Raw genomic sequence first — 23,781 nt, forward strand, 5'->3', positions numbered from 1 at the left:
CATCGTCGTGCCTCTCTGCATCGTGGTCGGGGTCCCGTCGATGCGAACCCTTCCTCACCATGAGCCTTCCGCGACGCCGTCGAATACGCCAGAGGCGCCTCGGATTCTCAGCGCCTCAGGTACGACTCGAACCGGTACCGGGTGCCGCCCGCGCTCGACGTGAGCCACGTCTGGTCGGGGTCGGTGCGCGTCCACTCGAGGGGGTCGAGCGTGGGAGCACGCGTGTCGCCGCCGACGTCGAGGGACACCAGCGTGCGTTCCACGCGCTGGGCCAGGGGCAGGAAGAGCGCGTAGACCTCGCCCCCACCCACGACCCACGCGTCCCGGTCCCCGACGAGCCGCAGGGACTCCTCGACCCCGTGGGCGACGAGCGCGCCCGGGGGCTCGACCAGGGGGTTGCGTGTCAGCACGATGTTCGTCCTGCCCGGCAGCGGTCTGAACCGTGGCGGCAGCGAGTCCCAGGTGCCACGACCCATGATGACGGGGTGGCCGCGGGTCAGGTCCCGGAAGTGGGCCATGTCCTCGGGCACGTGCCAGGGCAGGGTTCCGTCGCGGCCGATCACGCCCGTGGGCGTCTGCGCCCAGATCAGGGCGATCGTCACACGGCCACCGGAGCCTTGATGGTCGGGTGGTGCTCGTAACCGACGACCTCGATGTCCTCGAACGTGTACTCGAAGATCGAGGCGGCCCTGCGCAGGTTGAGCGTCGGCGCGGGGTACGGCGCCCGGGTCAGCTGCTCGCGCACCTGGTCGACGTGGTTGTCGTAGATGTGGCAGTCGCCGCCGGTCCAGACGAAGTCCCCGACCTCCAGATCGGCCTGCTGGGCGACCATGTGCGTGAGCAGCGCGTAGGACGCGATGTTGAACGGCACCCCCAGGAACAGGTCCGCCGAGCGCTGGTACAGCTGGCAGGACAGCCGACCGTCCGCCACGTAGAACTGGAAGAACGCGTGGCAGGGCGCGAGCGCCATCGACGGGATGTCCGCGACGTTCCAGGCGGAGACGATGTGCCGGCGCGAGTCGGGGTCGCGGCGCAGGTTCTCGATGAGCTGGGTGATCTGGTCGATGTGGCCGCCGTCGGGCGTCGGCCAGCTGCGCCACTGCACGCCGTAGACGGGGCCGAGCTCACCCTCAGGCGAAGCCCACTCGTCCCAGATGGTCACCTTGTTCTCGTGCAGCCACGCGACGTTGGACTCGCCGCGCAGGAACCAGAGCAGCTCGTACGCGATCGAGCGCAGGTGCACACGCTTGGTGGTGACCAGCGGGAAGCCCTGCGACAGGTCGAACCGCATCTGGTGCCCGAACACGCTGCGGGTGCCGGTCCCCGTGCGATCCGCCTTCGGGGTGCCCGTCTCCAGGACGAGCCTCAGGAGGTCTTCGTACGGGGTCTCGATCATGGGGGCCATCGTAGGTCGCAGATGCGGCGTGCCGGTGGTGCGACGCCCCCGTGCGAGCAAGACTGCGAGCATGACTCCCCCGGCCCTGCCGCCCACCGTCGCGGCGCACGTCCCGACCGGCATCCTGATCGACGGGGCGTGGCGCCCGGCAGCGAGCGGGCGCACGTTCACCGTCTCGGACCCGGGCACGACCGAGTCTCTGTTCGACGTCGCCGACGCCGGCTCCGACGACGCGCTCGACGCCCTCACCGCGGCGTCCAACGCCTTCCCCGAGTGGCGGGCCACGGCACCACGCGTGCGCTCGGAGCTGCTGCGCGCGGTCTTCGAGACGATCACGGCGCGTACCGAGGACATCGCGGCCCTGGTGACCGCCGAGGGCGGCAAGCCTCTGGCCGAGTCACGCGCTGAGGTCGCCTACGGAGCCGACTACATCCGCTGGTACGCCGAGCAGGCGGTCCGCTTCGAGGGCCTCGCGCGCCGCGCACCCTCCGGGACCAACCACCAGCTGGTGCTGCGCCGGGCGGTCGGTCCAGCGCTGCTGATCACCCCGTGGAACTTCCCCATCGCGATGATCGCGCGCAAGGTCGCGCCCGCGCTCGCGGCCGGGTGCAGCGTCGTCATCAAGCCCGCGCAGCTCACTCCGCTGACCACTGCGTACGTCGCCGAGATCATCCGGGCCGAGCTCGCCGACCGTGGTCTGCCGACAGGCGTGATCAACGTGCTGCCGTCGGCCTCGGCCCGCAGCATCTCCGGTCCGCTGCTGTCCGACCCACGGCTGCGCAAGCTCTCCTTCACCGGCTCCACGGAGGTCGGCTCGGCATTGCTGAAGGCGTCGGCAGACACGGTCCTGCGCACGTCCATGGAGCTCGGGGGCAACGCCCCGTTCCTCGTCTTCGAGGACGCCGACATCGACGCTGCGGTGACGGGCGCGGTCCAGGCCAAGATGCGCAACGCCGGCCAGACGTGTGTCGCCGCGAACAGGTTCCTGGTGCACGCGTCGGTCGCGGAGGAGTTCACCGCAGCCCTGACGGTCGCGTTCGACAAGCTCGTGGTCGGGCATGGCGCGGACGAGGGCGTGACCGTCGGCCCGCTGATCGAGGAGGCTGCGGTCGACCGCGTGCAGGAGGTCGTCGCCGAGGCCGTGGACGGCGGGGCGCGCGTGCGGATCGGCGCCGAGCGGCCGGACCGTGCGGGCTACTTCTACAACCCGACCGTCCTGGACCGGGTGTCGCCGGACCTGCGGGTGATCACCGAGGAGACGTTCGGGCCGGTCGCGCCGGTCGTGACCTTCGGGTCCGAGGACGAAGCCGTCGCGCTGGCCAACTCCACACCGTTCGGGCTGGTCGCGTACGCCTACACCCGCGACATCGGGCGGGTCCTGCGTCTTGCGGAGTCGGTCGACACGGGGATGCTCGGCGTGAACCGAGGCCTCGTGTCCGACGCGAGCGCCCCCTTCGGCGGCGTGAAGTCGTCCGGGCTCGGCCGGGAGGGCGGCGAGGCGGGGATCGAGGAGTACCTGGACAGCGTCTACGTGGCCATCTGAGACAGTTGCGTCCGTGACCGAACCCGACGACGACGGCCGGGGCGCCATCCGGCAGGCCGTCTCGGTCTCGCTGGCCACCGGCCTCTACGGGGTCTCGTTCGGTGCCCTTGCCGTAGCGGCAGGCCTGTCCTTGCCGCAGGCGATGGCGCTCAGCCTCCTCATGTTCTCCGGGGGCTCACAGTTCGCGTTCATCGGCGTGGTCGGTGCAGGTGGGGCGGCGGGTGCCGCCGTCGCGACCGCGGGTCTGCTGGGCGTGCGCAACGGGCTCTACGGACCGCAGGTCGCTCCCCTGCTCGGCGTGCGCGGCTGGCGCCGGCTGGCAGCCGCGCAGCTGACCATCGACGAGTCGACCGCCGTAGCGACAGCGCACGCCGGTCGACGCGCCTCACGCCTCGGGTTCTGGTGGACGGGCATCGGTGTCTTCGTCCTGTGGAACACGTTCACGCTGATCGGTGCCCTGCTCGGCGACGCGCTCGGCGACCCGCGCCGATACGGTCTGGACGCGGCGGCCGCGGCCGCGTTCCTCGGTCTGGTGTGGCCGCGGGTCACCGGCCCGAACGCGCGGCACGCGCAGCTCGTCGCGGCGGGTGCCGTCGCGGTCGCCCTGCTGACCACCCCGCTCGTCCCTGCCGGGATCCCGGTCCTCCTCGCGGCGGTCGTCGCGATCCTCACCGGGATGCTGACCTCGGTCCGGCCCCGCAGGGACGAGGCGCCCGCATGAGCCCCACGGTCACCTGGATCGCTCTCCTCGTCGCCAGCGCGGTGTGCTTCGCGCTCAAGATCTCCGGCCACCTGGTGCCCGAGCACTGGCTCGCGCAGCCCCGGGTCGCCCGAACCGCTGCGCTCGTCACGGTCGCCCTGCTGTCCGCTCTGGTCGCTGTCCAGACCGCGACGACCGGCGGAAGCATCGTGATCGACGCCCGGCTGCCCGCACTTCTCGTCGCGGCGATCGCGCTCGTGCTGCGCGCACCGTTCATCGTCGTGGTGCTGCTCGCGGCACTCACGGCCGCAGGCCTGCGCGCCCTCGGCATGCCGTGAGCCGGTTAGGGTGACCAGGCCGCTCCGGCCCCACCAGGACGACGAGAGAGCAGGACCGATGGCGCTGTTCAGCGAGAACGCCGACGTGTCGGTCCGCCCTGCCGTCCGTGGCGACGAGCACGCGATCGCGCGTATCCAGCTGAACGCCTGGCGCGTGTCGCACGCGGACGTCCTGGCCGGCGCACTCGACCTTCTCGACGAGGCCGCGATCGAGTCGCAGTGGCTGGCGGCCGTGACGACGCCGCCGGGAGCCGGGTTCCGGGTGCTCGTGGCGTGCGACGGCCCGACGGTCGTGGGCGTCGTGTCGCTGGCACCGGTCCCCGCGGCGGAGGACCGGCCGTTCGACGCGCCCGGCGGCGTAATCCTCACCCTCGAGGTCGAGCCCTCGCAGCAGCGCAGCGGGCACGGGTCGCGGCTGCTGGCGGCGGCGGTCGACACGCTCCGTCAGGACGGGGCGGACCAGGTGCACACCTGGGTGCTCGACGGAGACAGCGCGCGAGCCCAGTTCCTCGCGTCGTCCGGCCTCGGCCCTGACGACGTCGCGCGTGACCTCGCCTCCGGGACGCTGCCCGACGGCACCGCGCGGGTGGTCGCCGAGCACCGGTGGTCCGCGTCGATCTAGGCCTTGTGCAGGGCGCTCGCCTTGCGCAGGGACTCGCGCGCCCGACGCCGGTCCCCCGCAGCGTCGTACGCGAACGCCAGGTGGTACCAGGACCGCCAGTCGTCGGGTTCCGCCTCGGCCAGCTCCCGCGCGGGCTCGAACGCGGCTCGGGCCGCGGCCCGGTCGATCCGTCCACCGGGTGACCGCGGCAGGTCGTCGACCGGCAGCTCGTCGGCGGCCGCGAGCTCGTCGGCCATCCGCTGCACGTCGACGGCGAGCGACCACTCCCGGAACACGAGCCAGACCACCACGAGGGGCAGCACCCACAGCGCGACGCCGAGGACCGCCCCGACCGGCTCACCGGTGCGGATCAGCGCAGTGGCGCGTGCGGCCACGAGCCACACGTACAGGCCGAGCAGCACCGTCAGGACGGCTGCGCCGGCGAAGGAGGTCCAGCGGGCGCGAGCGCTCACAGGGTCAGGCCAGGTCGAGCAGCTGGTCGAGACCCACGGTCAGGCCAGGTCGGCTGCCCACCTGCCGCACCGCGAGCAGCACACCCGGCATGAAGCTCACACGGTCGAACGAGTCCGTCCGGATCGTCAGCTGCTCGCCCGCGTTGCCCAGCAGGATCTCCTCGTGTGCGACCAGACCGCGTAGGCGCACCGAGTGCACCGGGATGCCGTCGACGGATGCGCCGCGGGCACCTTCCAGGCCCTCGGACGTCGCGTCGGGTACCGGACCAACGCCAGCCGCGGCCCGTGCGGCGGCGATCGCGGTGGCAGTGTGCCGGGCGGTGCCGGACGGGGCGTCGATCTTGTCGGGGTGGTGCAGCTCGACGACCTCGACGGACTCGAACCAGGGGGCTGCCTTCGCGGCGAACGCCATGGCCAGCACCGCGCCCAGCGCGAAGTTCGGGGCGACGAGGACACCCACTCCGGGACGGTCGACAAGGTGGTCCCGAACCCTGGCCAGCGACTCGTCCGTCCACCCCGTCGTCCCGACGACCACGTCGATACCGGCGTCGACGAGCGCATGCACGTTGCCCTCGGTCACCGCAGGGATCGTGAAGTCGACGGCTACCTGCGCACCCACGGCCGCCAGGACGGCGAGATCGTCACCGGCGTCGACCGCCGCGACAAGCTCCAGGTCCGGTGCACTCTCCACGGCGCGGACGACGGTCTGCCCCATACGGCCCGCCGCACCCAGCACGGCCACCCTGATGCGTTCGCTCACGGGGGCACACCCTATCCGTCGACGAGCGACCCTACGGCCTGGGCGAGCCGCCGCAGCTCGACGGGCTCCAGTCCGGTGAACCGTTCGACCTCGCGGGGCGGGTACCCCGCGCGGACGTACCACTGCAGGGCCGCGACCACGTCTTTCGGTCCGACGACCCCCGGTCCGATGGCCTCGCGGACGAAGGTCGAGAACCGCACGGCGGCGAGGTACTCGGTCGGCGGGATGCCGAGGTATCGCACCGACCACCGGTACAGCTCCGAGACGGTGCACCCGGCACGGCGCGCCAGATCTGCCGCGCTTACGAGCCCGCCCGCGTCGTCGATCGTCCGCACCACCTCGGCGAACCTGTCGAGCTCGTCCGACCCGTGCCGCCTGAGCGCTGCCAGCGCCTCGGCGGCGAGCCCGACGGCGGCCGCGTCGGAGCCGTCGGCCAGGAGCTTCTCGAGCGCAGCCTGGACTCCGGTACCGAGCACGGCGTCCACGTCGACCCAGTCGTCGGTCAGGGGCGTCCCGAGCCGCGCTCCGGCGAGCGGGTGGAGCTGGAGCCCGAGCCGCACGGTTCTGCCCACGCTCGCGCGGACGACCGCGCGGGTGGTCAGGCCGCGCACCCCGGACACGTCCGGCTCACGGGTGTCGCCCAGCGGGTCGGTGCGGACCGACGGGCCGCCGAGCACCACCTGGAGGAGACCCCGACCGTCCGGCAGCAGCACCTCACGTCCGGGCGTCGTCGACTCGCGGACGACCCACGCGTGCTCGACGAGGTCGGCGACGTCGTCCGTCGCGAATCGTTGGTACTCCGCCTGGGCGATGGGCATGGACCCATTCTCGCTCCCCGGTCAGCCGCCGTGCGTCGAACCGTCGTACTCGATCCCCGCCCGAACCTGAGGTGACGCAGGTTGACCTGAGACGCCTACCGGCGACGCCCGCGATGGGGACCGTTCCCGCCGTGTCAGTCCCCGAAGGGACCGACACGGACGACCGAGCGCGGGCGCGACGCGAGGTCCGCGGCGAGCTCCTGCACGTCCTGGACGGTGACGGCACGGATCATCTCGAGCGACTCGTCGATGCTCATGAGCGAGCCGTGGACCAGCTCGGACTTGCCCAGGCGGCTCATGCGCGACCCGGAGTCCTCCATGCCGAGCACGAGCCCCCCGGACAGCTGGCCCATGGACCGCTCGAGCTCTGCCTGCGTGATGGGCTCCTGCGCGATCCGCTCCCACTCCTCGGCCATGAGAGCGACGACCTCGTCCACACGGCCCGGGGTGCACCCTGCGTACAGGCCGAAGATCCCGGTGTCGGCGTGCCCGGACGCGAAGGAGTACGTGGAGTACGCCAGGCCCCGGCGCTCGCGGATCTCCTGGAAGAGCCGCGACGACATCCCGCCGCCGAGCACCGCGTTGAGCACCGACAGCGTGAACCGGCGCGGGTCCGTGGCCGTCAGCGACGTGCTGCCGACGATGACGTTCGCCTGCTCGGTGGGGCGCCGGATCGTCCGTTCGAGGCCCTGGGCGGGGATGCCGTCCTGTCCGGCGAGAAGACCCGTGCTGGACAGGCGCCGCCCACGGGGCTGCACCGTCTCGTCGAGGTCCCAGCCGCCCGAGTGCAACGCTTCGACCACCTGCTTGCAGAGCAGGTCGTGGTCCACACCGCCCGCGGCGGTCACCACGAGCGTCGAGGACTGGTAGTGCTCGCGGTAGTGCTCCCAGACCGCTTCGCGCGGGACAGCGCGGATGGTGTCGGGGATGCCACCGATCGGCCGGCCGAGAGCGTGCTCACCCAGGACGAGCGCCGCGAACTGCTCGTGGACCACGTCGCTCGGGTCGTCGTCGTTCATCGCGAGCTCTTCGAGGATCACGCCGCGCTCGGTCTCGAGCTCGTCCGTGTCGAGGCGCGCGGAGGTGACCATGTCCGCGATGACGTCGACCGCCATCGGGAGGTCGGTGTCGAGCACCCGCGCGTAGTAGCACGTGTGCTCCTTGCCGGTGGCGGCGTTGGCCTCACCCCCGACGGCGTCGAACGCCTCAGCGATGTCCATCGCCGTGCGCCGCGCCGTGCCCTTGAACAGCAGGTGCTCGAGGAAGTGCGTCGAGCCGTGGTGGCCGTCGGACTCGTCGCGCGAGCCGACTCCTACCCACGCGCCCACGGTCGCCGAGCGCAGGCCCGGCATGTGCTCCGTGAGCACGCGGACCCCGCCGGGCAGGACGGAACGACGCACGATGGCGTCGCCGTCCTGCCCGACGGTCTGCTCGCTGCCCGGCTGACCCGGGCGGACGAGCGGAAGGTCCAGCGGCACGTCAGGCGTCGACCGGCTCGGCCGCGCCCTCAGACGCCGCGGCGTCCTCGGCCCCCTCGTCGATCACAGCGTGCAGCGACAGCTTGCCGCGCGGGTCGATCTCGCCGATCTCGACCTGGACCTTCTGCCCGATGGACAGGACGTCCTCGACGTTCTCGACGCGCTTGCCACCCACGAGGCGGCGGATCTGCGAGATGTGCAGCAGACCGTCCTTGCCCGGCGAGAGCGAGACGAACGCACCGAACGTCGTGGTCTTGACGACCGTACCGACGAAGCGCTCCCCGATCTCGGGCATGTGCGGGTTGGCGATCGCGTTGATCGCCGCACGCGCGGCCTCCGCCGACGGACCGTCGGTGGCGCCGATGTAGACCGTTCCGTCGTCCTCGATCGAGATGTCGGCGCCGGTCTCCTCCTGGATCTGGTTGATCATCTTGCCCTTCGGCCCGATGACCTCGCCGATCTTGTCGACCGGGACCTTCACCGTGATGACGCGCGGTGCGAACGGGCTCATCTCGTCGGGCACGTCGATCGCCTCGGCGATGACGTCGAGGATCGCCAGGCGAGCCTCCTTGGCCTGCGTGAGCGCGCCGCCGAGCACCGAGGCGGGGATGCCCTCGAGCTTGGTGTCGAGCTGGATGGCCGTGACGAACTCGCGGGTACCGGCGACCTTGAAGTCCATGTCGCCGAACGCGTCCTCGGCGCCCAGGATGTCGGTCAGCGCCGCGTAGCGGGTCTCACCGTCTACCGTGTCGGAGACGAGGCCCATGGCGATGCCCGCGACCGGCGCGCGCAGCGGCACACCCGCGTTGAGCAGCGACAGGGTGGACGCGCAGACCGAGCCCATGGACGTCGAGCCGTTGGAGCTCAGCGCCTCGGAGACCTGACGGATCGCGTAGGGGAACTCCTCGCGGCTCGGCAGGACCGGCATGAGCGCACGCTCGGCGAGCGCCCCGTGACCGATCTCGCGACGCTTGGGCGAGCCCACGCGGCCCGTCTCACCGGTCGAGTACGGCGGGAAGTTGTAGTTGTGCATGTAGCGCTTGCGCGTCTCCGGGGAGAGCGTGTCGAGCTGCTGCTCCATGCGGAGCATGTTCAGCGTGGTGACACCCAGGATCTGGGTCTCGCCGCGCTCGAAGATCGCCGAGCCGTGCACGCGGGGCAGCACCTCGACCTCGGCCGACAGCGTGCGGATGTCCCGCAGGCCACGGCCGTCGATGCGGAAGCCGTCCGTGAGGATGCGCTGGCGGATGAGCTTCTTCTGGACCGAGCGGTACGCGGCCGACAGCTCCTTCTCGCGGCCCTCGAACTGCTCGGAGAGGCCGGCGACGACCTCGCCCTTGATCTCGTCGAGACGGTTCTCGCGGGTCTGCTTGTCCGCGATGCTCAGGGCCTCGCCCAGCGACGCGGTCGAGAAGGCCTCGACGGCGGCGTAGGCGTCGTCCTGGTAGTCCGGGAACGTCGGGAAGACCTGGGTCTCCTTGGCGGCCTTGGACGCGAGCTCCTGCTGCGCCTGGACCAGCACCTTGATGAACGGCTTGGCCGCCTCGATGCCCTGGGACACGACCTCTTCCGTGGGGGCGGTGCCACCCTCGAACTTGATGAGGTTCCAGGACTTCTCGGGCGCCTCGGCCTCGATCATCGCGATGGCGACGTCGTCGCCGACCACGCGACCGGCGACGACCATGTCGAACGTCGCGCGCTCGCGCTCGGAGTACCGCGGGAACGCGACCCACTGGTTGTCGATGAGGGCGATACGCACACCGGCGACGGGGCCGGAGAACGGCAGGCCCGACAGCTGCGTCGAGATGGATGCCGCGTTGATGGCGAGCGTGTCGTAGGAGTCGTCCGGGTGGATCGACAGCACGGTGATGACGACCTGGACCTCGTTGCGCAGGCCCTTGACGAACAGGGGGCGCAGCGGGCGGTCGATGAGCCGGCACGCGAGGATGGCCTCGGTGGACGGACGGCCCTCGCGACGGAAGAACGAGCCGGGGATCTTGCCGGCCGCGTACGACCGCTCCTCGACGTCGATCGTCAGCGGGAAGAAGTCGAACTGCTCCTTGGGGTGCTTGCCGGCCGTGGTGGCGGCGAGCAGCGTGGTCTCACCGTCGAGATAGGCGACGGCGGAACCGGCGGCCTGCTTGGCGATGCGGCCGGTCTCGAAGCGGACGGTGCGGGTGCCGAAGCGACCGTTGTCGATCACGGCTTCGGCGAACTGGATCTCGGGACCCTCCACGGGTGCCCTCCTCTTTCGTGAAGGCGCCGGCCGTCCGCGAGCGATCTTCGATCGAGGCCACCGGACTCTCCTTCGAGGTTCCGGAAGCCACTACCGAGGACCGAACCGAGCGGACCGACGCGGTGTGGTGGTGCAGGTACTACGTCATGCATGTACTACGTCGTGCGGTGCTACGTCGTGCGGGTGCTACTGGTCGTGCCCAACGCCACACCAGCCCGGACCCTGTACCGGGTCCGGGCTGGTGGAAGGCGTTATCGGCGCAGGCCGAGCCGCTCGATGATGCTGCGGTAACGGTTGATGTCGACCTTCTGGAGGTAACCGAGAAGGCGACGACGCTGACCGACGAGCAGCAGCAGACCGCGGCGGCTGTGGTGGTCGTGCTTGTGAGCCTTGAGGTGCTCCGTGAGGTCCTTGATGCGCTGCGTGAGCATCGCGATCTGGACCTCGGGGGAACCGGTGTCACCCTCGTGGGTGGCGTACTCGGCCATGATGGACTGCTTGACGGCACTTTCGAGCGGCACTCGATCTCCTGGTTGACTCGTTGCGCGGTGCGCCGGGGCATATCCACCCGGGCTCTCTCTGTCCGCGGCCGTTCAGACGGCCCACAAAGACTATCAGGCTGCGGGCGTGGGCCGCGCATCGGTGTCGAGGATCACGCGCGTGCGATCGACGTCGTCGCGCATCTGGACCACCAGCTCGTCGATCGACTCGAACCGCAGCGTCGGGCGCAGCCGCTCGACCAGCTCGAGCACGACGACCTCGTCGTAGAGGTCCAGGTCCGTGCGGTCGAGGACGTAGGCCTCGACGCGCCGCTCGACCCCGTCGAACGTCGGGTTGGTGCCGATGGAGACGGCCGCCGGCAGGACGACACCGTCGGACTCGCCCGGCTCGGCCGACACCCGGCGCAACCAGCCCGCGTACACACCGTCGGCCGGCACGAGACCCGTGGAGTCCGGCCCGAGGTTGGCCGTAGGGAACCCCAGCTCCCGACCGCGGGCGTCGCCGTGGACGACCGTGCCGCGGATGCGGTGGGGACGGCCCAGCACCCGGGCGGCCTGGACCACGTCGCCTTCGTCCAGCAGCTCACGGACCCACGTCGACGACCATCGACGGCGCAGCGGGTCGGCCACGAGGTCCTCTGCGCTACCGGGATCGGCCGACTCGGCAGGCGTGACGTCCTCGATCACCTCGACGTCGAACCCGTAGGTCTGGCCGAGCGCGATCATGGTCGACAGGTCCCCCGAGTTCTTCCAGCCGAACCGCACGTCCCTGCCGACGACCACGGTCCGGGCCCGCAAGCCCTCCACGAGGTAGCGCCGGACGAACTCGTCGGGCGTCTGACGGGCGAACTCGAGCGTGTACGCGAGCATCAGGACCGCGTCCAGACCGGTGCGCTCGAGCAGCTCGAGGCGGTCCTCGTCGCCCGTGATGACGGGCGGTGCCGTGTCCGGGCGATGAACCTGCAGCGGGTGGGGCGTGAACGTCACCGCGACCGCCTGCGCGCCCACCGCACGGGCGTCGGCGCACATCCGCGTCAGGACGCTCACGTGCCCACGGTGGACACCGTCGAAGTTGCCGATCGTGACAACCGAGGGTCCGAACCCGTCAGGGACGTCCGAGAGGGCGTTCCAACGCTGCACACAAGCTCCTGTCGAGGGACCCATCGGGCCGATCGGGACGGACTGTGGTCGCGCAGTCCGGGTCCAGCCTGCCACCTCGGGCGCCGACCGCCGAATGGCGGTCAGGCCGGCGCGAACACCAGCACCGGTCGAACCGCTCCCCCACGCGTCTCGACGAGGGCCACGAGCCGGCCGTCCGGCGCGATCGCAGCCACTGTTCCGTCGGTCGTCTCGCCGGCCGCCGAGAGCCGCTGCCCGTGGGACAGGGCGACCGACTCCTCGGCGGTCAGGTCGCGTACCGGGAACGTGGCGCGCGCGGAGTCGGCGAGCGAGACGACGTCGATCGATACGTCCGGCCCGACCTCCGCGAGCTCGTCGAGGGTGCGCGCCACGTCGAGCCCGTACCCACCCACTCGCGTACGCCGCAGCGCGGTCAGGTGTCCCCCGACGCCGAGGCCCGCGCCGAGGTCACGGGCAAGGGCGCGGACGTAGGTGCCCGACGAGACGACGACGGTGACGTCGACGTCCACCGCTCGATCGGCAGGTCGCACGTCGCGGATCTCGAACCGGGACACCGTCACGGGCCTGGCCGCGAGCTCGACCTCCTCGCCGGCCCGCACTCGTGCGTACGCCCGCTGCCCGTCGACCTTGATCGCGGACACCGCGCTGGGAACCTGCTGGATGTCGCCGGTCAGCGCGGCCACCCCGGCCGCCAGCGCCTCGGCGGTCACATCCGAGGCGTCCGTCACGGCGAGCGTCTCACCCTCGGCGTCGTCGGTCGTCGTGCTGACCCCGAGCCGGATCGTGGCGGTGTACTCCTTGTCGGCTCCGACGATGTACGTCAGCAGCCGGGTCGCCCGACCGATCCCGACGACGAGGACCCCCGTCGCCATCGGGTCGAGGGTCCCGGCATGGCCGACCTTGCGGGTGCCGGCGAGCCACCGCATCTTGGCGACGACGTCATGGCTCGTCCAGCCGGCCGGCTTGTCGACGACGACGACCCCGTCGGGCGCGGTGGGGCGCCGTTCGGTTCGCGGCCGGTCCGCTCGCGTCACGCGGTGCGCCGCTCGGCGATGCTCTCCTGAACGCACATGACCAGTGCGTCCATGCCGTCGTCCTCTCCCTTGTGGGCGGGCGCGTCGACCGCGAGCAGCACGTTGATGAGCATGCCCTGGGCGACGAAGAGGCGGGCCGTGTCGTCGTCGGCGCCGGTGCGGTCCTGGAAGATGCGGAACGCCTCCCCGAGGGTGTGCCGCGCGATCTTGCCGACCTCGTCGTCGGCGCCCGCGATGAACCCGTGCATGGTCAGTCTCAGCAGGTTGCGGTCCTCGAGCAGGCCCACGTAGGCGTCGGCCATCAGCGGCCCCGCGTCCGGCCCTGCCGGCACCGAGCCGAGTGCGGCGACGATCTCCGCGCTGGCCACACGGTAGGCCTCGAGGAAGAGCTCCCGCTTGGAGCCGAACAGCCGCACGACGTACGGCTGCGACACCCCTGCCGCGCGGGCCACCTCGTCGGTCGTCGCCGCGTACCCCTTGTCGGCGAAGACCCGCCGCGCCGCGGCGAGGATCTGGTCGCGTCGCTCGGCACCGGTCATGCGCGACGTCGTCGAGGGAATCTGCTGATCGATCTGCTCGGACATGTTGACATGTTATCAGCCGATGCCTAACGTCGCTGTTGGTAGTAATCAATCAATGCCAACAAGCCTAGGAGCCGCTCGTGACCCTCACGACACCCGCTGAGTCCCGGGCGGACACCCTGCTTCAGCGCCCGGTGCTCCGCCGCCGAGGTACCGCGATCGCGCTCGTCGCAGCCTCGGTCCCGATGTTCATGGCCACCCTGGACAACCTCGTCATGACCACGGCGCTCCCGGTCCTGCGAACCGAGCTGAACGCCTCGCTCGAACAGCTGCAGTGGATGATCAACGCCTACACCCTCAGCTTCGCGACGCTCATGATCGCCGCCGCCACCCTCGGTGACAGGCTCGGTCGGCGGCGCGTGTTCATCGCCGGCATCGCGATCTTCGGTGGCGCCTCCATCCTGTCCGCGCTCGCCACCAGCCCCGAGATGCTCATCGGGGCGCGCGCCCTGCAGGGTGCGGGCGCGGCCGCGATCATGCCGCTGTCCCTCGCGCTCCTCGCGGGTGCCGTCCCGGCCAGCAGGCGCGCGATGGCGATCGGCGTCTGGGGAGGCGTCTCGGGTCTGGGCGTCGCACTCGGACCGGTCATCGGTGGCGCTGTCGTCGGCGGCATCTCCTGGGAGGCGATCTTCTGGATCAACGTCCCCGTCGCGCTCGTCGCCATCCCCCTCGTGCTCTGGGCGCTGCCCGAGTCGCACGGTCGCCGCCAGCCGCTCGACCTGCTCGGGCTCGCCCTGGCCGGGACCTCCGTCCTGGCCATCGTCTGGTCGATCATCCGCGGCAACGACGACGGCTGGGGCTCGACGCGCGTCCTCGGCGGCCTGCTGGTCGGAATCGCCCTGCTGCTCGCCTTCGTGGCCCGCGAGTCCCGCACCGACCACCCGCTGGTCCCGCTACGGCTGTTCCGTGAGCGGTCGTTCTCCGTGGCCAACATCAGCGCCCTGGCGTTCTCGTTCGGAGTGTTCGGGCTCGTCTTCCTGCTGGCTCAGTACCTGCAGATCGGGATGGGGTTCACTCCCCTGCAGGCCGGCGTCCGCACCCTTCCGTGGACCGCGGCGCCGATGATCTTCGCGCCCATCGCCGGCATGCTCGCCCCCCGCATCGGCGTCCGACCGCTCCTGTTCACCGGGCTGCTGCTGCAGGCCGCCGGTCTTGCGTGGCAGGGACTCCTGGTCACGTCCGACGGCCTCACGTACGCCGACCTCGTGCCGGGTCTGGCGCTCGCCGGCATCGGGATGGGGCTCACGTTCGCCCCCGCCGCGACCGCCGTGCTGGCAGACATGGCGCCCGACGACCACGGAACGGCGAGCTCGGTCAACGCGACGATCCGTGAGATCGGCGGAGCGCTCGGCGTCGCAGCGCTCGTCGCCGTGTTCACCGCGTCGGACGGCACGTTGACCCCGGGCGGCTATGCCGCGGGCCTGCAGCCGGCGGCGTACGTGGGAGCCCTGGTCGTCGCGCTCGGCGCCCTCGTCGTCCTGCTCTGGATGCCGAAGGACACCGGCAAGACGCTCTCCTGAGCCGGGTCCCCCAGAGACGACGAAACCCCCGGGCTCTCCCGGGGGTTTCGTGGTGTCGCGTCAGTCCTCGTCGTCCTCGTCGGACTTCTTGTACGGGTCCGCGTCGCCCGCGAACGTCGCCGCGGCGGCAAGGGCTGCCACCTCGCGGTCACGCCGAGCCGCCTCGAGGAGTGCGGCGTCGAGCTGCGCGGACGTGTCTGGCAGAGCATCGAGGTGGAAGTCCAGCGACGGCGTCAACCGGATGCCGACCTGCTTTCCGACCTCGGAGCGCAGGACGCCCTTGGCACTCTCCAGGGCGGCAGCCGTGTCTGTGCGCGCGACGTCGTCGCCGAGCACCGTGTAGAAGATGTCGGCGTGCTGGAGGTCACCCGTGACACGGACGTCGGTGATGGTGACGAAGCCCAGCCGGGGGTCCTTGATCCGGGTGTCGAGCATCTGCGCGACGACCTGCTGGATGCGCTCACTGAGCTTGCGGGCGCGGGCGGTGTCTGCCATCGGATCGCTCCTTTGCTTGAGGGAGACCGCGGGGCGGGCGAAGAGAACTCGCCCGCCCCGCGGCCCTGGTGATCACTGAGGTCAGGCGCGAGGCTTCTCGCGCATCTCCCAGGTCTCGATGGTGTCGCCGATCTCGACGTCGTTGAACGAGCCGAGGCCGATACCGCACTCGAAGCCCTCGCGGACCTCCGTGGCGTCGTCCTTGAACCGCTTGAGCGACTCGATCGTCAGGTTCTCGCCGATGACCTTGCCACCACGCGTGACGCGCGCCTTGGTGTTGCGTCGGATGAGGCCCGACCGCACGATCGAGCCGGCGATGTTGCCGAACTTCGAGGACCGGAAGACCTCGCGCACCTCGGCGGAACCGAGCTGCACCTCTTCGTACTCCGGCTTGAGCATGCCCTTGAGGGCCGCCTCGACGTCGTCGATCGCCTGGTAGATGACCGAGTAGAAGCGCACGTCGACGCCCTCGCGGTCCGCCAGCTCCTCGACGCGCTCCGCGTACTTGACGTTGAACCCGATGATGATGGCCGAGTCGACCGTCGCCAGGTTGACGTCGTTCTGCGTGATCGCACCGACACCGCGGTGGATGACCCGCAGCTCGACCTCGTCGCCCACGTCGATCTTGAGCAGCGCGTCCTCGAGCGCCTCCACGGCACCCGAGACATCGCCCTTGAGGACCAGGTTGAGGGTCTCGACCTTGCCCTGGGCCAGCGCCTGCGTGAAGTCCTCGAGGCTGACGCGCTTGCGACGCTTGGCCAGGAGGGCGGCACGCTCGGCCGCCTCGCGCTTCTCGCCGATCTGACGCGCGGTGCGGTCGTCCGGGGCCACGATGAACGTGTCGCCGGCGCGGGGCACCGAGGTCAGGCCGAGCACCTGGACCGGACGCGACGGTCCGGCCACGAGCACCGGCTCGCCGTGCTCGTCGAACATCGCACGGACGCGGCCGTAGGCCGTCCCGGCGACGATCGCGTCGCCCACCTCGAGCGTTCCCGACTGGACGAGCACCGTCGCGACGGCACCGCGTCCCTTGTCGAGGTTCGCCTCGATGGCCACACCACGTGCGTCCTTGTCGGCGTTGGCCCGCAGGTCGAGCGCGGCGTCCGCCGTGAGGAGGACCGCCTCGAGCAGCTGGTCGATGCCCTGGTTCTGCTTGGCGGAGACGTTGACGAACATCGTGTCGCCGCCGTACTCCTCGGCCACCAGGTTGTACTCGGTGAGCTGCTGGCGGATCTTGTCGGGGTTGGCCCCCTCCTTGTCCACCTTGTTGACCGCGACCACGATCGGCACACCGGCCGCCTGGGCGTGGTTGAGCGCCTCGATGGTCTGGGGCATCACGCCGTCGTCGGCCGCGACCACGAGGATCGCGATGTCGGTCACCTGTGCACCACGGGCACGCATGGCGGTGAACGCCTCGTGGCCCGGGGTGTCGATGAACGTGACCGCACGGTCGACGCCCTCGTGCACGGTGTGCACCTGGTAGGCACCGATGTGCTGCGTGATCCCGCCGGCCTCGCCCGCGACGACGTCCGTCTGGCGGATGGCGTCGAGGAGCTTGGTCTTTCCGTGGTCGACGTGGCCCATGACGGTGACGACCGGCGGACGTGCCGTCAGGTCGTCGTCGCCCTCGGCCTCGAGCTCGGCATCCAGGTCGATGTCGAAGGCCCCGAGCAGCTCGCGGTCCTCCTCCTCGGCCGAGACCATCTCGATGATGTAGCCGAGCTCGACCGCGAGCGTGCCGAACGTGTCCTCGTCGAGCGACTGCGTCGCCGTGGCCATCTCACCGAGGTGGAACAGCACGGTGACGAGTGCCGCGGGGTTCGCGTCGATCTTGTCGGCGAAGTCGTTCAGCGACGCACCGTGGCGCAGCCGGACGACCGTCTTGCCGTTGCCGCGGGGAACCTGCACGCCACCCAGCGAGGGAGCCTGCATCTGCTCGAACTCTTGACGCTTCGCACGCTTCGACTTGCGGCCACGGACGGGACGACCGCCCGCGCGACCGAAGGCACCCTGCGTGCTGCCACGACCGGCACCACCGGGACGACCGCCGCCGCCACCGGGGCGACCGGCGAAACCGCCGCCACCACCGGGTGCACCGCCGGGAGCGCCACCAGGCGCGCCACCGGGACGACCGGCGTAGCCACCGCGGGCACCACCCGGACCACCTGCACGACCGCCGCCGGGACCGGCGGGGCGCTCACCGGGGCGACCGACACCGGACGCCGTGCGACCGGGCATCATGCCGGGGTTGGGGCGCGGACCGCCGGGACGGGGACCACCGGGACGCGGGCCACCGGGACGTTCGCCCGCCGACGCCGCGGGAGCACCCTCGGCCGGAGCGGGACGACGGTCGCGGTCACCCGGTCGCGGCATGCCCTGCGAGGGCGCGAACGGGTTGTTGCCGGGACGCGGACCGCCGGGGCGGTTGGCGGCCGGACGCTCACCCTGGCGGGGCATGCCCTGCGAAGGTGCGAAGGGGTTGTTGCCGGGACGCGCGGCAGGCGCAGGCGCCTGACGTGGCCCGGGACGAACTGCGGCGGACGACGCAGCGGCGGCAGCCGGCGCCGCGACGGCCGCGGCGGGAGCCACAGGAGCCGGAGCGGCGGGGGCCACGGGAGCCGGAGCGGCGGCCGGGGCCGGACGCGACGGCGCCGGAGCAGCCGGCGCAGCAGCAGCCGGACGAGGTGCCTCGACGACGGCCGCAGGTGCGGGGGGCGCAGCCGGCGCGGGACGCGCGGGTGCCTTGGGTGCTGCTGCAGGCGCGGGCGAGCTCGCACTCGGTGCGGGGTACTCGTCGCGCAGCTTGCGAACGACCGGGGGCTCGATGGTCGACGATGCCGACCGGACGAACTCACCGAGATCGTTCAGCTTGGTCATGATGGTCTTGCTGTCGACCCCGAGCTCTTTCGCGAGCTCGTAGACGCGGACCTTGGCCACATCTCTCCTGTCTCGGTCCGCCCGGACAGGGTCGGACCGTCGTTAGTTCTGGGTACTCATCGCTGGGTACTCATCGGTGCGTGCTCATCGGGTAGCCATCGGCTTCCAGACCCGCTTCCCTCATCGACGATCGGCCTACGACGCCGGGATCTGCCCGGGACCGCTCATTCCCTGCTGCTCTGCGACGTACCTGCGCACGGCGCTCACGTCGAGCAAGCCTGCGTTACGCAGTGCCCGCCCGAGTGCACGTCGGCGTTCGGCGGTCTCGAGGCATCCAGGATCGGGGTGCAGCCACGCCCCCCTGCCCGGCATCCGGCGACCGGCATCCACGACCAGCGCGGGAACTCCCGCGGCGTCCGTGGCGACGACCACCCTCAGCAGGGCTGACCTCGGACCGGTGGCTCGGCACCCCACGCAGGTCCGGACCGGACCCACGCCAGAGACTGCTTTCGCAGTTCGTGGGGTCCGCCGGCTCAACGGGAGGAGCCGGACATCCGGCCCAGCCGCAGAGAGTCTACCGCGCCGCGCCACTGGGCGCGTCATTCGTGACGTCATTCACCAGCGCTCGCACCCTGCAGGTCTCCGGGGACCTCCGCGTCGGAGCGGATGTCGATCCGCCAGCCGGTCAGCTTCGCGGCGAGCCGGGCGTTCTGGCCCTCCTTGCCGATCGCGAGGGAGAGCTGGTAGTCGGGCACCACCACGCGCGCCGCGCGCGCCTCCGGGTCCACGACCGTCACGGAGAGCACCCTGGCCGGCGACAGCGCATGCGCGATCATCTCGGCCGGGTCGTCCGCGTGGTCGACGATGTCGATCTTCTCGCCGTGCAGCTCCGCCATGACCGCGCGCACGCGACCGCCCATCGGTCCGATGCACGCACCCTTGGCGTTCACGCCCGGCACGGTGGCACGGACGGACATCTTGGTGCGGTGACCGGCCTCACGGGCCATCGCCGTGATCTCCACGGTCCCGTCAGCCACCTCGGGGACCTCCAGCTCGAACAGCTTTCGGACGAGGTTGGGGTGCGTCCGCGACAGGGTCACCTGCGGTCCGCGCGGACCGCGCGCGACCTCGAGGACGTAGCCCCGGATACGGTCCCCGTGCACGTACTCCTCGCCCGGTACCTGCTCGTGCGCGGGCAGGACCGCCTCCGTGCCCCCGACGTCGATGAGCACCGTGCGCGGGTCGCGGCCCTGCTGGATCACACCGCCCAGAACCTCGCCCTCCTTGCCGCGGAACGCGCCGAGCACCTGGTCGTCCTCGGCGTCCCGCAGGCGCTGCACGATGACCTGGCGGGCGGTCGCGGTCGCGATGCGCCCGAAGCCGTCCGGTGTGTGGTCGAACTCCGGCTCGTCGTGCTGCGTGTACGCCGGTCCGTCCTCGGTCGGCGCCGGCGGGTCCTCACGCGCCCACACGGTGACGTGCCCGCTCTTGCGGTCCACCTCGACGCGTGCGCGCACGTGAGCGCCCGGCGTGCGGTGGTACGCCGAGAGGAGCGCCTGCTCGATCGCCGAGACGAGCACGTCGAGGCTGATCTCCCGCTCGCGCTCCAGCATCCGCAGCGTCTGCATGTCGATGTCCATCTCAGCTCTCCTGTCCGGCGTCGGCGTCAGCGCCGGCCTCGTCGTCGTCCACGGGCCCGACGCCTGTCAGGTCCACCTCGACGTGCGCGGCGCGCACCTCGGACAAGGAGACCCGAACGGGGTCCCCGATCACCGGCTTGCGGCCCTTCAGGCCGGGCGTCACGGGGACGACGACGATCGTGCCGTCATCCGCTCCCGATCGCTCGACCGCCGTCAGTCGCCCGCTGACGAGCGCGCCGTCATTCAGGTGCACCACCACGGCGTGCCCGACCGCGTGCGTGAAGTGTCGGCGCTCCGTCAGCGGACGGGACACGCCGGGGCTCATCACCTCGAGCGTGTACTCGCCGGTGATCGTGTCCGCAGCATCCAGGGCGTCCGAGACGGCGCGCGTCGCGTCGGCGATGCGGTCCAGGTCCAGGCCGTCCGCGTCGTCCTCGCTCAGGTCGACCACGACCTCGACCACGGACCGTCCGGCTGAACGGCGCACGGCGACGTCCTCCAGGAGAAGACCCACGGACGCGACGGCCGGCTCGACGACCTGCCGGACCCGCTCGGCGTGTGCTGGGTGCTCTGGCGCGGCCATGTCAGCCTCCTGTCGGCTCCAGCGGGTCAGTGCCGAGGCAACGGATCGACCCTGTGATGTTGTGGGGTCCAGCGTAACGAGTCCGGGCGTGCCCGACCGCCGCGGGTCGGCCGCATGGCAGGATCACCCGCGATGCTTCCCCTGCCGCGCCCGCACCACCACCCGGATCTCGCCCCCCGCGCCCGCCGGTTCGGTGTCGCGCTCGCCACACTTCTCGGGTTCGTCCTGCTGACGGCCTGCGGTGTGCGCACCGAGACGCCGCCCCCGGTCGAGCCCAGCCCGGACGCGGTCGAGCAGGTCCGCGGCCGCACGGTCGCAGACGCCCTCGAGCTCGCCGAGACGGCGCGGGCGCTCGGTGCGACGCCGGCAGGTGCCGCCGAGCCTCTGGCGAGCGTGCTCGCCGACGTCGCGTCCTTCTCGGACCAGCACGCCGAGCAGGCAGGTGGAACCTACGTATCGGGTCTCGCGACGCCGACCTCGCCGGTGGACCCGGCCACGACACCGCCCGTCGCGCCCGACGTGACGACGTTCCTCAGCGAGCTCGCGACGACAACCACGGCTGCGCTCACGGATGCGGACGCCGTCGACGACGGCGCGCTCGCACGTCTCGTCGCGTCGATCGCCACGTCACGCGCAGAGCTCACCACGCGCCTCGCGCAGGCAGCCGGTCTTCCCGCACCGGTCGTGGACCCTGTGGCCGACGAAGCGACCGCTCCCCCGGCTACCGCGCCCGCGACCCCGGAGCCCACCGAGAGCCCGAGCACTGGTCAGCAGCGCGGTTCCTCGCTCGACGCGGTCGCGCTCGCCCACGACCAGGCCGGGTACGGGTTCGAGGTGATCGCCGCCAAGCTCTCCGGCGACCAGCGCGCAGCGGCCCGCGCGGCCGCGTCCTCGAACCGTTCCGACTCCGAACGCTGGGCGCGCGAGTCAGGGACGGACGGCACCGCACAGGACCCACGACGGGCCTCGTACGCGCTTCCCGCGGGAATGGACGACCCGTCCGTCGCCGTCGCGCTCGGGCGCACCATGGAGTCCGCGGTCGCTGACGCCTACGCGGCCGCAGTGGCCGCAGCACCGGCCGGCGAGCGCCTGCCGTTGGTCGACGGCCTGCGCTCGGCGACGGCCGCCGCGGCGGCGTGGGGCGCCACCCCGGTGCCGTTCCCGGGTCTGCCGGAGCAGGTCGAGCAGCCCGCGGGCTGACGTCCCGGCCCCGGTCTGCGGCTCAGGTGGCCAGCAGCGTCGCCACGAGTGCGGAGACGTGGTCGGCAGCCTGTCCGACCGGGACCTGCTCGGTCGTGCCGCCAGTCCTCGGCCGGACCTCGACGACGCCCTCGGCCAGTCCTCGGCCGACGACCACGACGAGCGGGACGCCCAGCAGCTCTGCGTCGGCGAACTTCACACCCGGCGAGACGCGACCGGGACGGTCGTCGTAGATCACCTCGATACCGCGTGACGACAGCTCGACGGCGAGCGCCTCAGCCGCCTCGAACACCGCCTCGTCCTTGCCCGTCGCGACGACGGTCACGTGCGCGGGTGCGACGTGGGCCGGCCATGCGAGGCCACGCTCGTCGTTGTTGGCCTCGGCCAGCGCGGCGAGCACGCGGGTCACTCCGATGCCGTACGAGCCCATGGTCACCACCTGGGCCTTGCCGTTCTGGTCCAGAACCGTCAGGCCGAGCGCCTCGGCGTACTTGCGGCCCAGCGCGAAGATGTGTCCGATCTCGATCCCCCGGGCCAGCTCGAGCGGCCCCGAACCGTCCGGCGCGGGGTCGCCCGCGCGCACCTCGGCCGCCTCGACGGTGCCGTCGGCGGTGAAGTCGCGCCCGACGACCAGGTCGAACACGTGCCGACCGGGCTCGTTGGCGCCGGTGATCCACCGGGTTCCGTCGACCACCCGCGGGTCGAGCAGGTAGCGGACGGCCGTCCGCTCGGCGCCCTCGGCGACAGGGACGTTCGGGCCGATCGCGCCCGGGCCGATGTAGCCGCGGACCAGCTCGCGGTGCGCCGCGAAGTCGGCGTCACCCGCCGGTTCGACCTCAGCCGGGGAGACGGAGGCCTCCAGCCGCTTGAGGTCCACCTCACGGTCACCCGGCAGGCCGACGACCAGGAGCTCCCGCACGCCCGTCGGGTGCACAAGAGCCAGGACGACGTTCTTGAGGGTGTCGGCCGCGGTCCAGGCGCGGTCCGGGCGCGGGAAGCGCTCGTTCGCGACGGCGACCAGCGAGTCGATGGTCGGCGTGTCAGGGGTGTCCTCGACATGCGCGGACGGCGCGTCGTCCCAGGTGAGCGCGTCGGGGACGACCGTCGTGACCGCCTCGACGTTCGCGGCGTAGCCGCCCGCGGACCGGACGAAGGTGTCCTCGCCGATCGCCGTCGGCGTCAAGAACTCCTCCGACCGCGACCCTCCCATGGCACCGGAGGTCGCCGCCACGATCACGTACTCCAGGCCCAGGCGCTCGAAGATGCGCCGGTAGGCATCACGTTGCGCCTGGTACGAGGCCTCCAGGCCGGCGTCGTCCACGTCGAACGAGTACGCGTCCTTCATGATGAACTCACGCCCGCGAATGAGCCCGGCGCGCGGACGTGCCTCGTCGCGGTACTTGGTCTGGATCTGGAAGAGCGACAGGGGCAGGTCCTTGTACGACGAGTACAGGTCCTTGACCAGGAGCGTGAACATCTCCTCGTGCGTCGGGGCGAGCAGGTAGTCGCCGCCCTTGCGGTCCTTGAGCCGGAAGATGTTCGGCCCGTACTCCGTCCAGCGGCCCGTCGCCTCGTAGGGCTCCTTCGGCAGCAGCGCCGGGAAGTGCACCTCCTGCGCACCGGCAGCGTGCATCTCCTCGCGGACCACCGCCTCGACCTTGGCCAGCACGCGAAGTCCGAGAGGGAGCCACGTGTAGATACCGGGGGCCGCGCGCCGGATGTAGCCGGCGCGCACGAGGAGCCGGTGGCTCGCGACCTCGGCATCGGCCGGGTCCTCGCGCAGCGTGCGGAAGAAGAGCGTGGAGAGGCGCAGGAGCATGGTCGGGAGCCTAGTTCCTCGCACGGGTACTCCTTCATCGCCGTTTCAT

General features: G+C 71.4%; 23 protein-coding genes. 6 read left to right on the forward strand and 17 right to left on the reverse strand.

Going from position 1 to position 23,781, the window contains the following annotated elements:
* Positions 1-107: 107 nt before the first annotated feature.
* Both N553_RS0113705 and N553_RS0113710 read right to left on the reverse strand, forming a co-directional pair.
* Positions 108-602 carry a dihydrofolate reductase gene (locus N553_RS0113705; protein WP_028046996.1) on the reverse strand — a complete coding sequence of 165 codons (495 nt, stop codon included), beginning with the start codon at positions 600-602 and terminating at the stop codon, positions 108-110.
* Complete coding sequence (locus N553_RS0113710; RefSeq protein WP_197030084.1) at positions 599-1,405, reverse strand: thymidylate synthase; 807 nt, start codon at positions 1,403-1,405, stop codon at positions 599-601. Before N553_RS0113710 ends, N553_RS0113705 begins: the two co-directional genes overlap by 4 nt.
* A 61-nt stretch (positions 1,406-1,466) precedes the next feature.
* Between N553_RS0113710 and N553_RS0113715 the strand changes: the two genes are divergently transcribed.
* From N553_RS0113715 to N553_RS0113730, 4 genes are read left to right on the forward strand one after another with little or no spacing between them, the layout of a single operon-like run.
* Positions 1,467-2,939 (forward strand): NAD-dependent succinate-semialdehyde dehydrogenase, encoded by a 1,473-nt coding sequence (locus N553_RS0113715; RefSeq protein WP_028046998.1) that lies wholly within the window; start codon positions 1,467-1,469, stop codon positions 2,937-2,939.
* A gap of 13 nt (positions 2,940-2,952) precedes the next feature.
* Entirely contained in the window at positions 2,953-3,660 is a 708-nt protein-coding gene (locus N553_RS22770; protein ID WP_034622484.1) for an AzlC family ABC transporter permease, read from the forward strand.
* Entirely contained in the window at positions 3,657-3,977 is a 321-nt protein-coding gene (locus N553_RS0113725) for an AzlD domain-containing protein (protein ID WP_028046999.1), read from the forward strand. Before N553_RS22770 ends, N553_RS0113725 begins: the two co-directional genes overlap by 4 nt.
* A gap of 58 nt (positions 3,978-4,035) precedes the next feature.
* Positions 4,036-4,599 carry a GNAT family N-acetyltransferase gene (locus N553_RS0113730; protein ID WP_028047000.1) on the forward strand — a complete coding sequence of 188 codons (564 nt, stop codon included), beginning with the start codon at positions 4,036-4,038 and terminating at the stop codon, positions 4,597-4,599.
* Here N553_RS0113730 and N553_RS0113735 read toward each other — a convergent pair.
* The 9 genes from N553_RS0113735 to N553_RS0113775 all read right to left on the reverse strand — a co-directional run bounded on the left by N553_RS0113735 (position 4,596) and on the right by N553_RS0113775 (position 13,601).
* Positions 4,596-5,051, reverse strand: a complete 456-nt coding sequence (locus N553_RS0113735; protein WP_028047001.1) for a hypothetical protein — start codon at positions 5,049-5,051, stop codon at positions 4,596-4,598. The two genes, N553_RS0113730 and N553_RS0113735, sit on opposite strands and share 4 nt — an antisense overlap.
* 4 nt (positions 5,052-5,055) lie before the next feature.
* On the reverse strand, positions 5,056-5,811 hold the full coding sequence (dapB, locus tag N553_RS0113740) for a 4-hydroxy-tetrahydrodipicolinate reductase (protein ID WP_028047002.1): 756 nt from the start codon (positions 5,809-5,811) through the stop codon (positions 5,056-5,058).
* 11 nt (positions 5,812-5,822) lie between these two features.
* On the reverse strand, positions 5,823-6,629 hold the full coding sequence (locus N553_RS0113745) for a hypothetical protein (protein ID WP_028047003.1): 807 nt from the start codon (positions 6,627-6,629) through the stop codon (positions 5,823-5,825).
* Positions 6,630-6,763: 134 nt separating this feature from the next.
* Positions 6,764-8,107 (reverse strand): pitrilysin family protein, encoded by a 1,344-nt coding sequence (locus tag N553_RS0113750; protein WP_028047004.1) that lies wholly within the window; start codon positions 8,105-8,107, stop codon positions 6,764-6,766.
* Between the two features lies 1 nt (position 8,108).
* The gene (locus N553_RS0113755; RefSeq protein WP_028047005.1) at positions 8,109-10,343 is read right to left on the reverse strand and encodes a polyribonucleotide nucleotidyltransferase; all 2,235 of its coding nucleotides are present in this window, start codon (positions 10,341-10,343) and stop codon (positions 8,109-8,111) included.
* Between the two features lie 251 nt (positions 10,344-10,594).
* On the reverse strand, positions 10,595-10,864 hold the full coding sequence (gene rpsO / locus N553_RS0113760; protein ID WP_028047006.1) for a 30S ribosomal protein S15: 270 nt from the start codon (positions 10,862-10,864) through the stop codon (positions 10,595-10,597).
* 93 nt (positions 10,865-10,957) lie between these two features.
* A complete protein-coding gene (locus tag N553_RS0113765) occupies positions 10,958-11,983 on the reverse strand; it encodes a bifunctional riboflavin kinase/FAD synthetase (protein ID WP_028047007.1) in 1,026 nt (341 codons plus the stop codon).
* A 101-nt stretch (positions 11,984-12,084) separates the two neighbouring features.
* Positions 12,085-13,017 (reverse strand): tRNA pseudouridine(55) synthase TruB, encoded by a 933-nt coding sequence (truB, locus tag N553_RS0113770; RefSeq protein WP_028047008.1) that lies wholly within the window; start codon positions 13,015-13,017, stop codon positions 12,085-12,087.
* A complete protein-coding gene (locus N553_RS0113775; RefSeq protein WP_231505281.1) occupies positions 13,014-13,601 on the reverse strand; it encodes a TetR/AcrR family transcriptional regulator in 588 nt (195 codons plus the stop codon). The genes truB and N553_RS0113775 overlap by 4 nt, the downstream gene beginning before the upstream one ends.
* 77 nt (positions 13,602-13,678) lie before the next feature.
* Between N553_RS0113775 and N553_RS22775 the strand changes: the two genes are divergently transcribed.
* Complete coding sequence (locus tag N553_RS22775; RefSeq protein WP_081844596.1) at positions 13,679-15,118, forward strand: MFS transporter; 1,440 nt, start codon at positions 13,679-13,681, stop codon at positions 15,116-15,118.
* Positions 15,119-15,178: 60 nt separating this feature from the next.
* On the opposite strand, the gene rbfA is transcribed toward N553_RS22775, so the two are convergent.
* The 5 genes from rbfA to rimP form a co-directional block, all read right to left on the reverse strand.
* On the reverse strand, positions 15,179-15,613 hold the full coding sequence (gene rbfA, locus N553_RS0113785; RefSeq protein WP_028047010.1) for a 30S ribosome-binding factor RbfA: 435 nt from the start codon (positions 15,611-15,613) through the stop codon (positions 15,179-15,181).
* An 81-nt stretch (positions 15,614-15,694) separates the two neighbouring features.
* The gene (gene infB, locus N553_RS0113790) at positions 15,695-18,550 is read right to left on the reverse strand and encodes a translation initiation factor IF-2 (RefSeq protein ID WP_028047011.1); all 2,856 of its coding nucleotides are present in this window, start codon (positions 18,548-18,550) and stop codon (positions 15,695-15,697) included.
* Positions 18,551-18,685: 135 nt separating this feature from the next.
* Positions 18,686-19,105, reverse strand: a complete 420-nt coding sequence (locus tag N553_RS22780; protein WP_369796716.1) for a YlxR family protein — start codon at positions 19,103-19,105, stop codon at positions 18,686-18,688.
* Positions 19,102-20,130 (reverse strand): transcription termination factor NusA, encoded by a 1,029-nt coding sequence (gene nusA, locus N553_RS0113800; protein ID WP_028047012.1) that lies wholly within the window; start codon positions 20,128-20,130, stop codon positions 19,102-19,104. The genes N553_RS22780 and nusA overlap by 4 nt, the downstream gene beginning before the upstream one ends.
* Position 20,131: 1 nt before the next feature.
* Positions 20,132-20,713 carry a ribosome maturation factor RimP gene (gene rimP / locus N553_RS0113805; protein ID WP_028047013.1) on the reverse strand — a complete coding sequence of 194 codons (582 nt, stop codon included), beginning with the start codon at positions 20,711-20,713 and terminating at the stop codon, positions 20,132-20,134.
* A 114-nt stretch (positions 20,714-20,827) separates the two neighbouring features.
* Here rimP and N553_RS0113810 point away from each other — a divergent pair, with 114 nt between their 5' ends.
* Positions 20,828-21,913, forward strand: a complete 1,086-nt coding sequence (locus N553_RS0113810) for a DUF4439 domain-containing protein (protein ID WP_028047014.1) — start codon at positions 20,828-20,830, stop codon at positions 21,911-21,913.
* Positions 21,914-21,935: 22 nt separating this feature from the next.
* Here the strand turns inward: N553_RS0113810 and N553_RS0113815 are convergent, their stop codons facing one another.
* The gene (locus tag N553_RS0113815) at positions 21,936-23,732 is read right to left on the reverse strand and encodes a proline--tRNA ligase (RefSeq protein ID WP_028047015.1); all 1,797 of its coding nucleotides are present in this window, start codon (positions 23,730-23,732) and stop codon (positions 21,936-21,938) included.
* Positions 23,733-23,781 lie beyond the last annotated feature (49 nt).

Origin of the sequence: Cellulomonas sp. URHE0023, from assembly GCF_000688475.1 — a bacterium.
Taxonomy (GTDB): domain Bacteria; phylum Actinomycetota; class Actinomycetes; order Actinomycetales; family Cellulomonadaceae; genus Cellulomonas.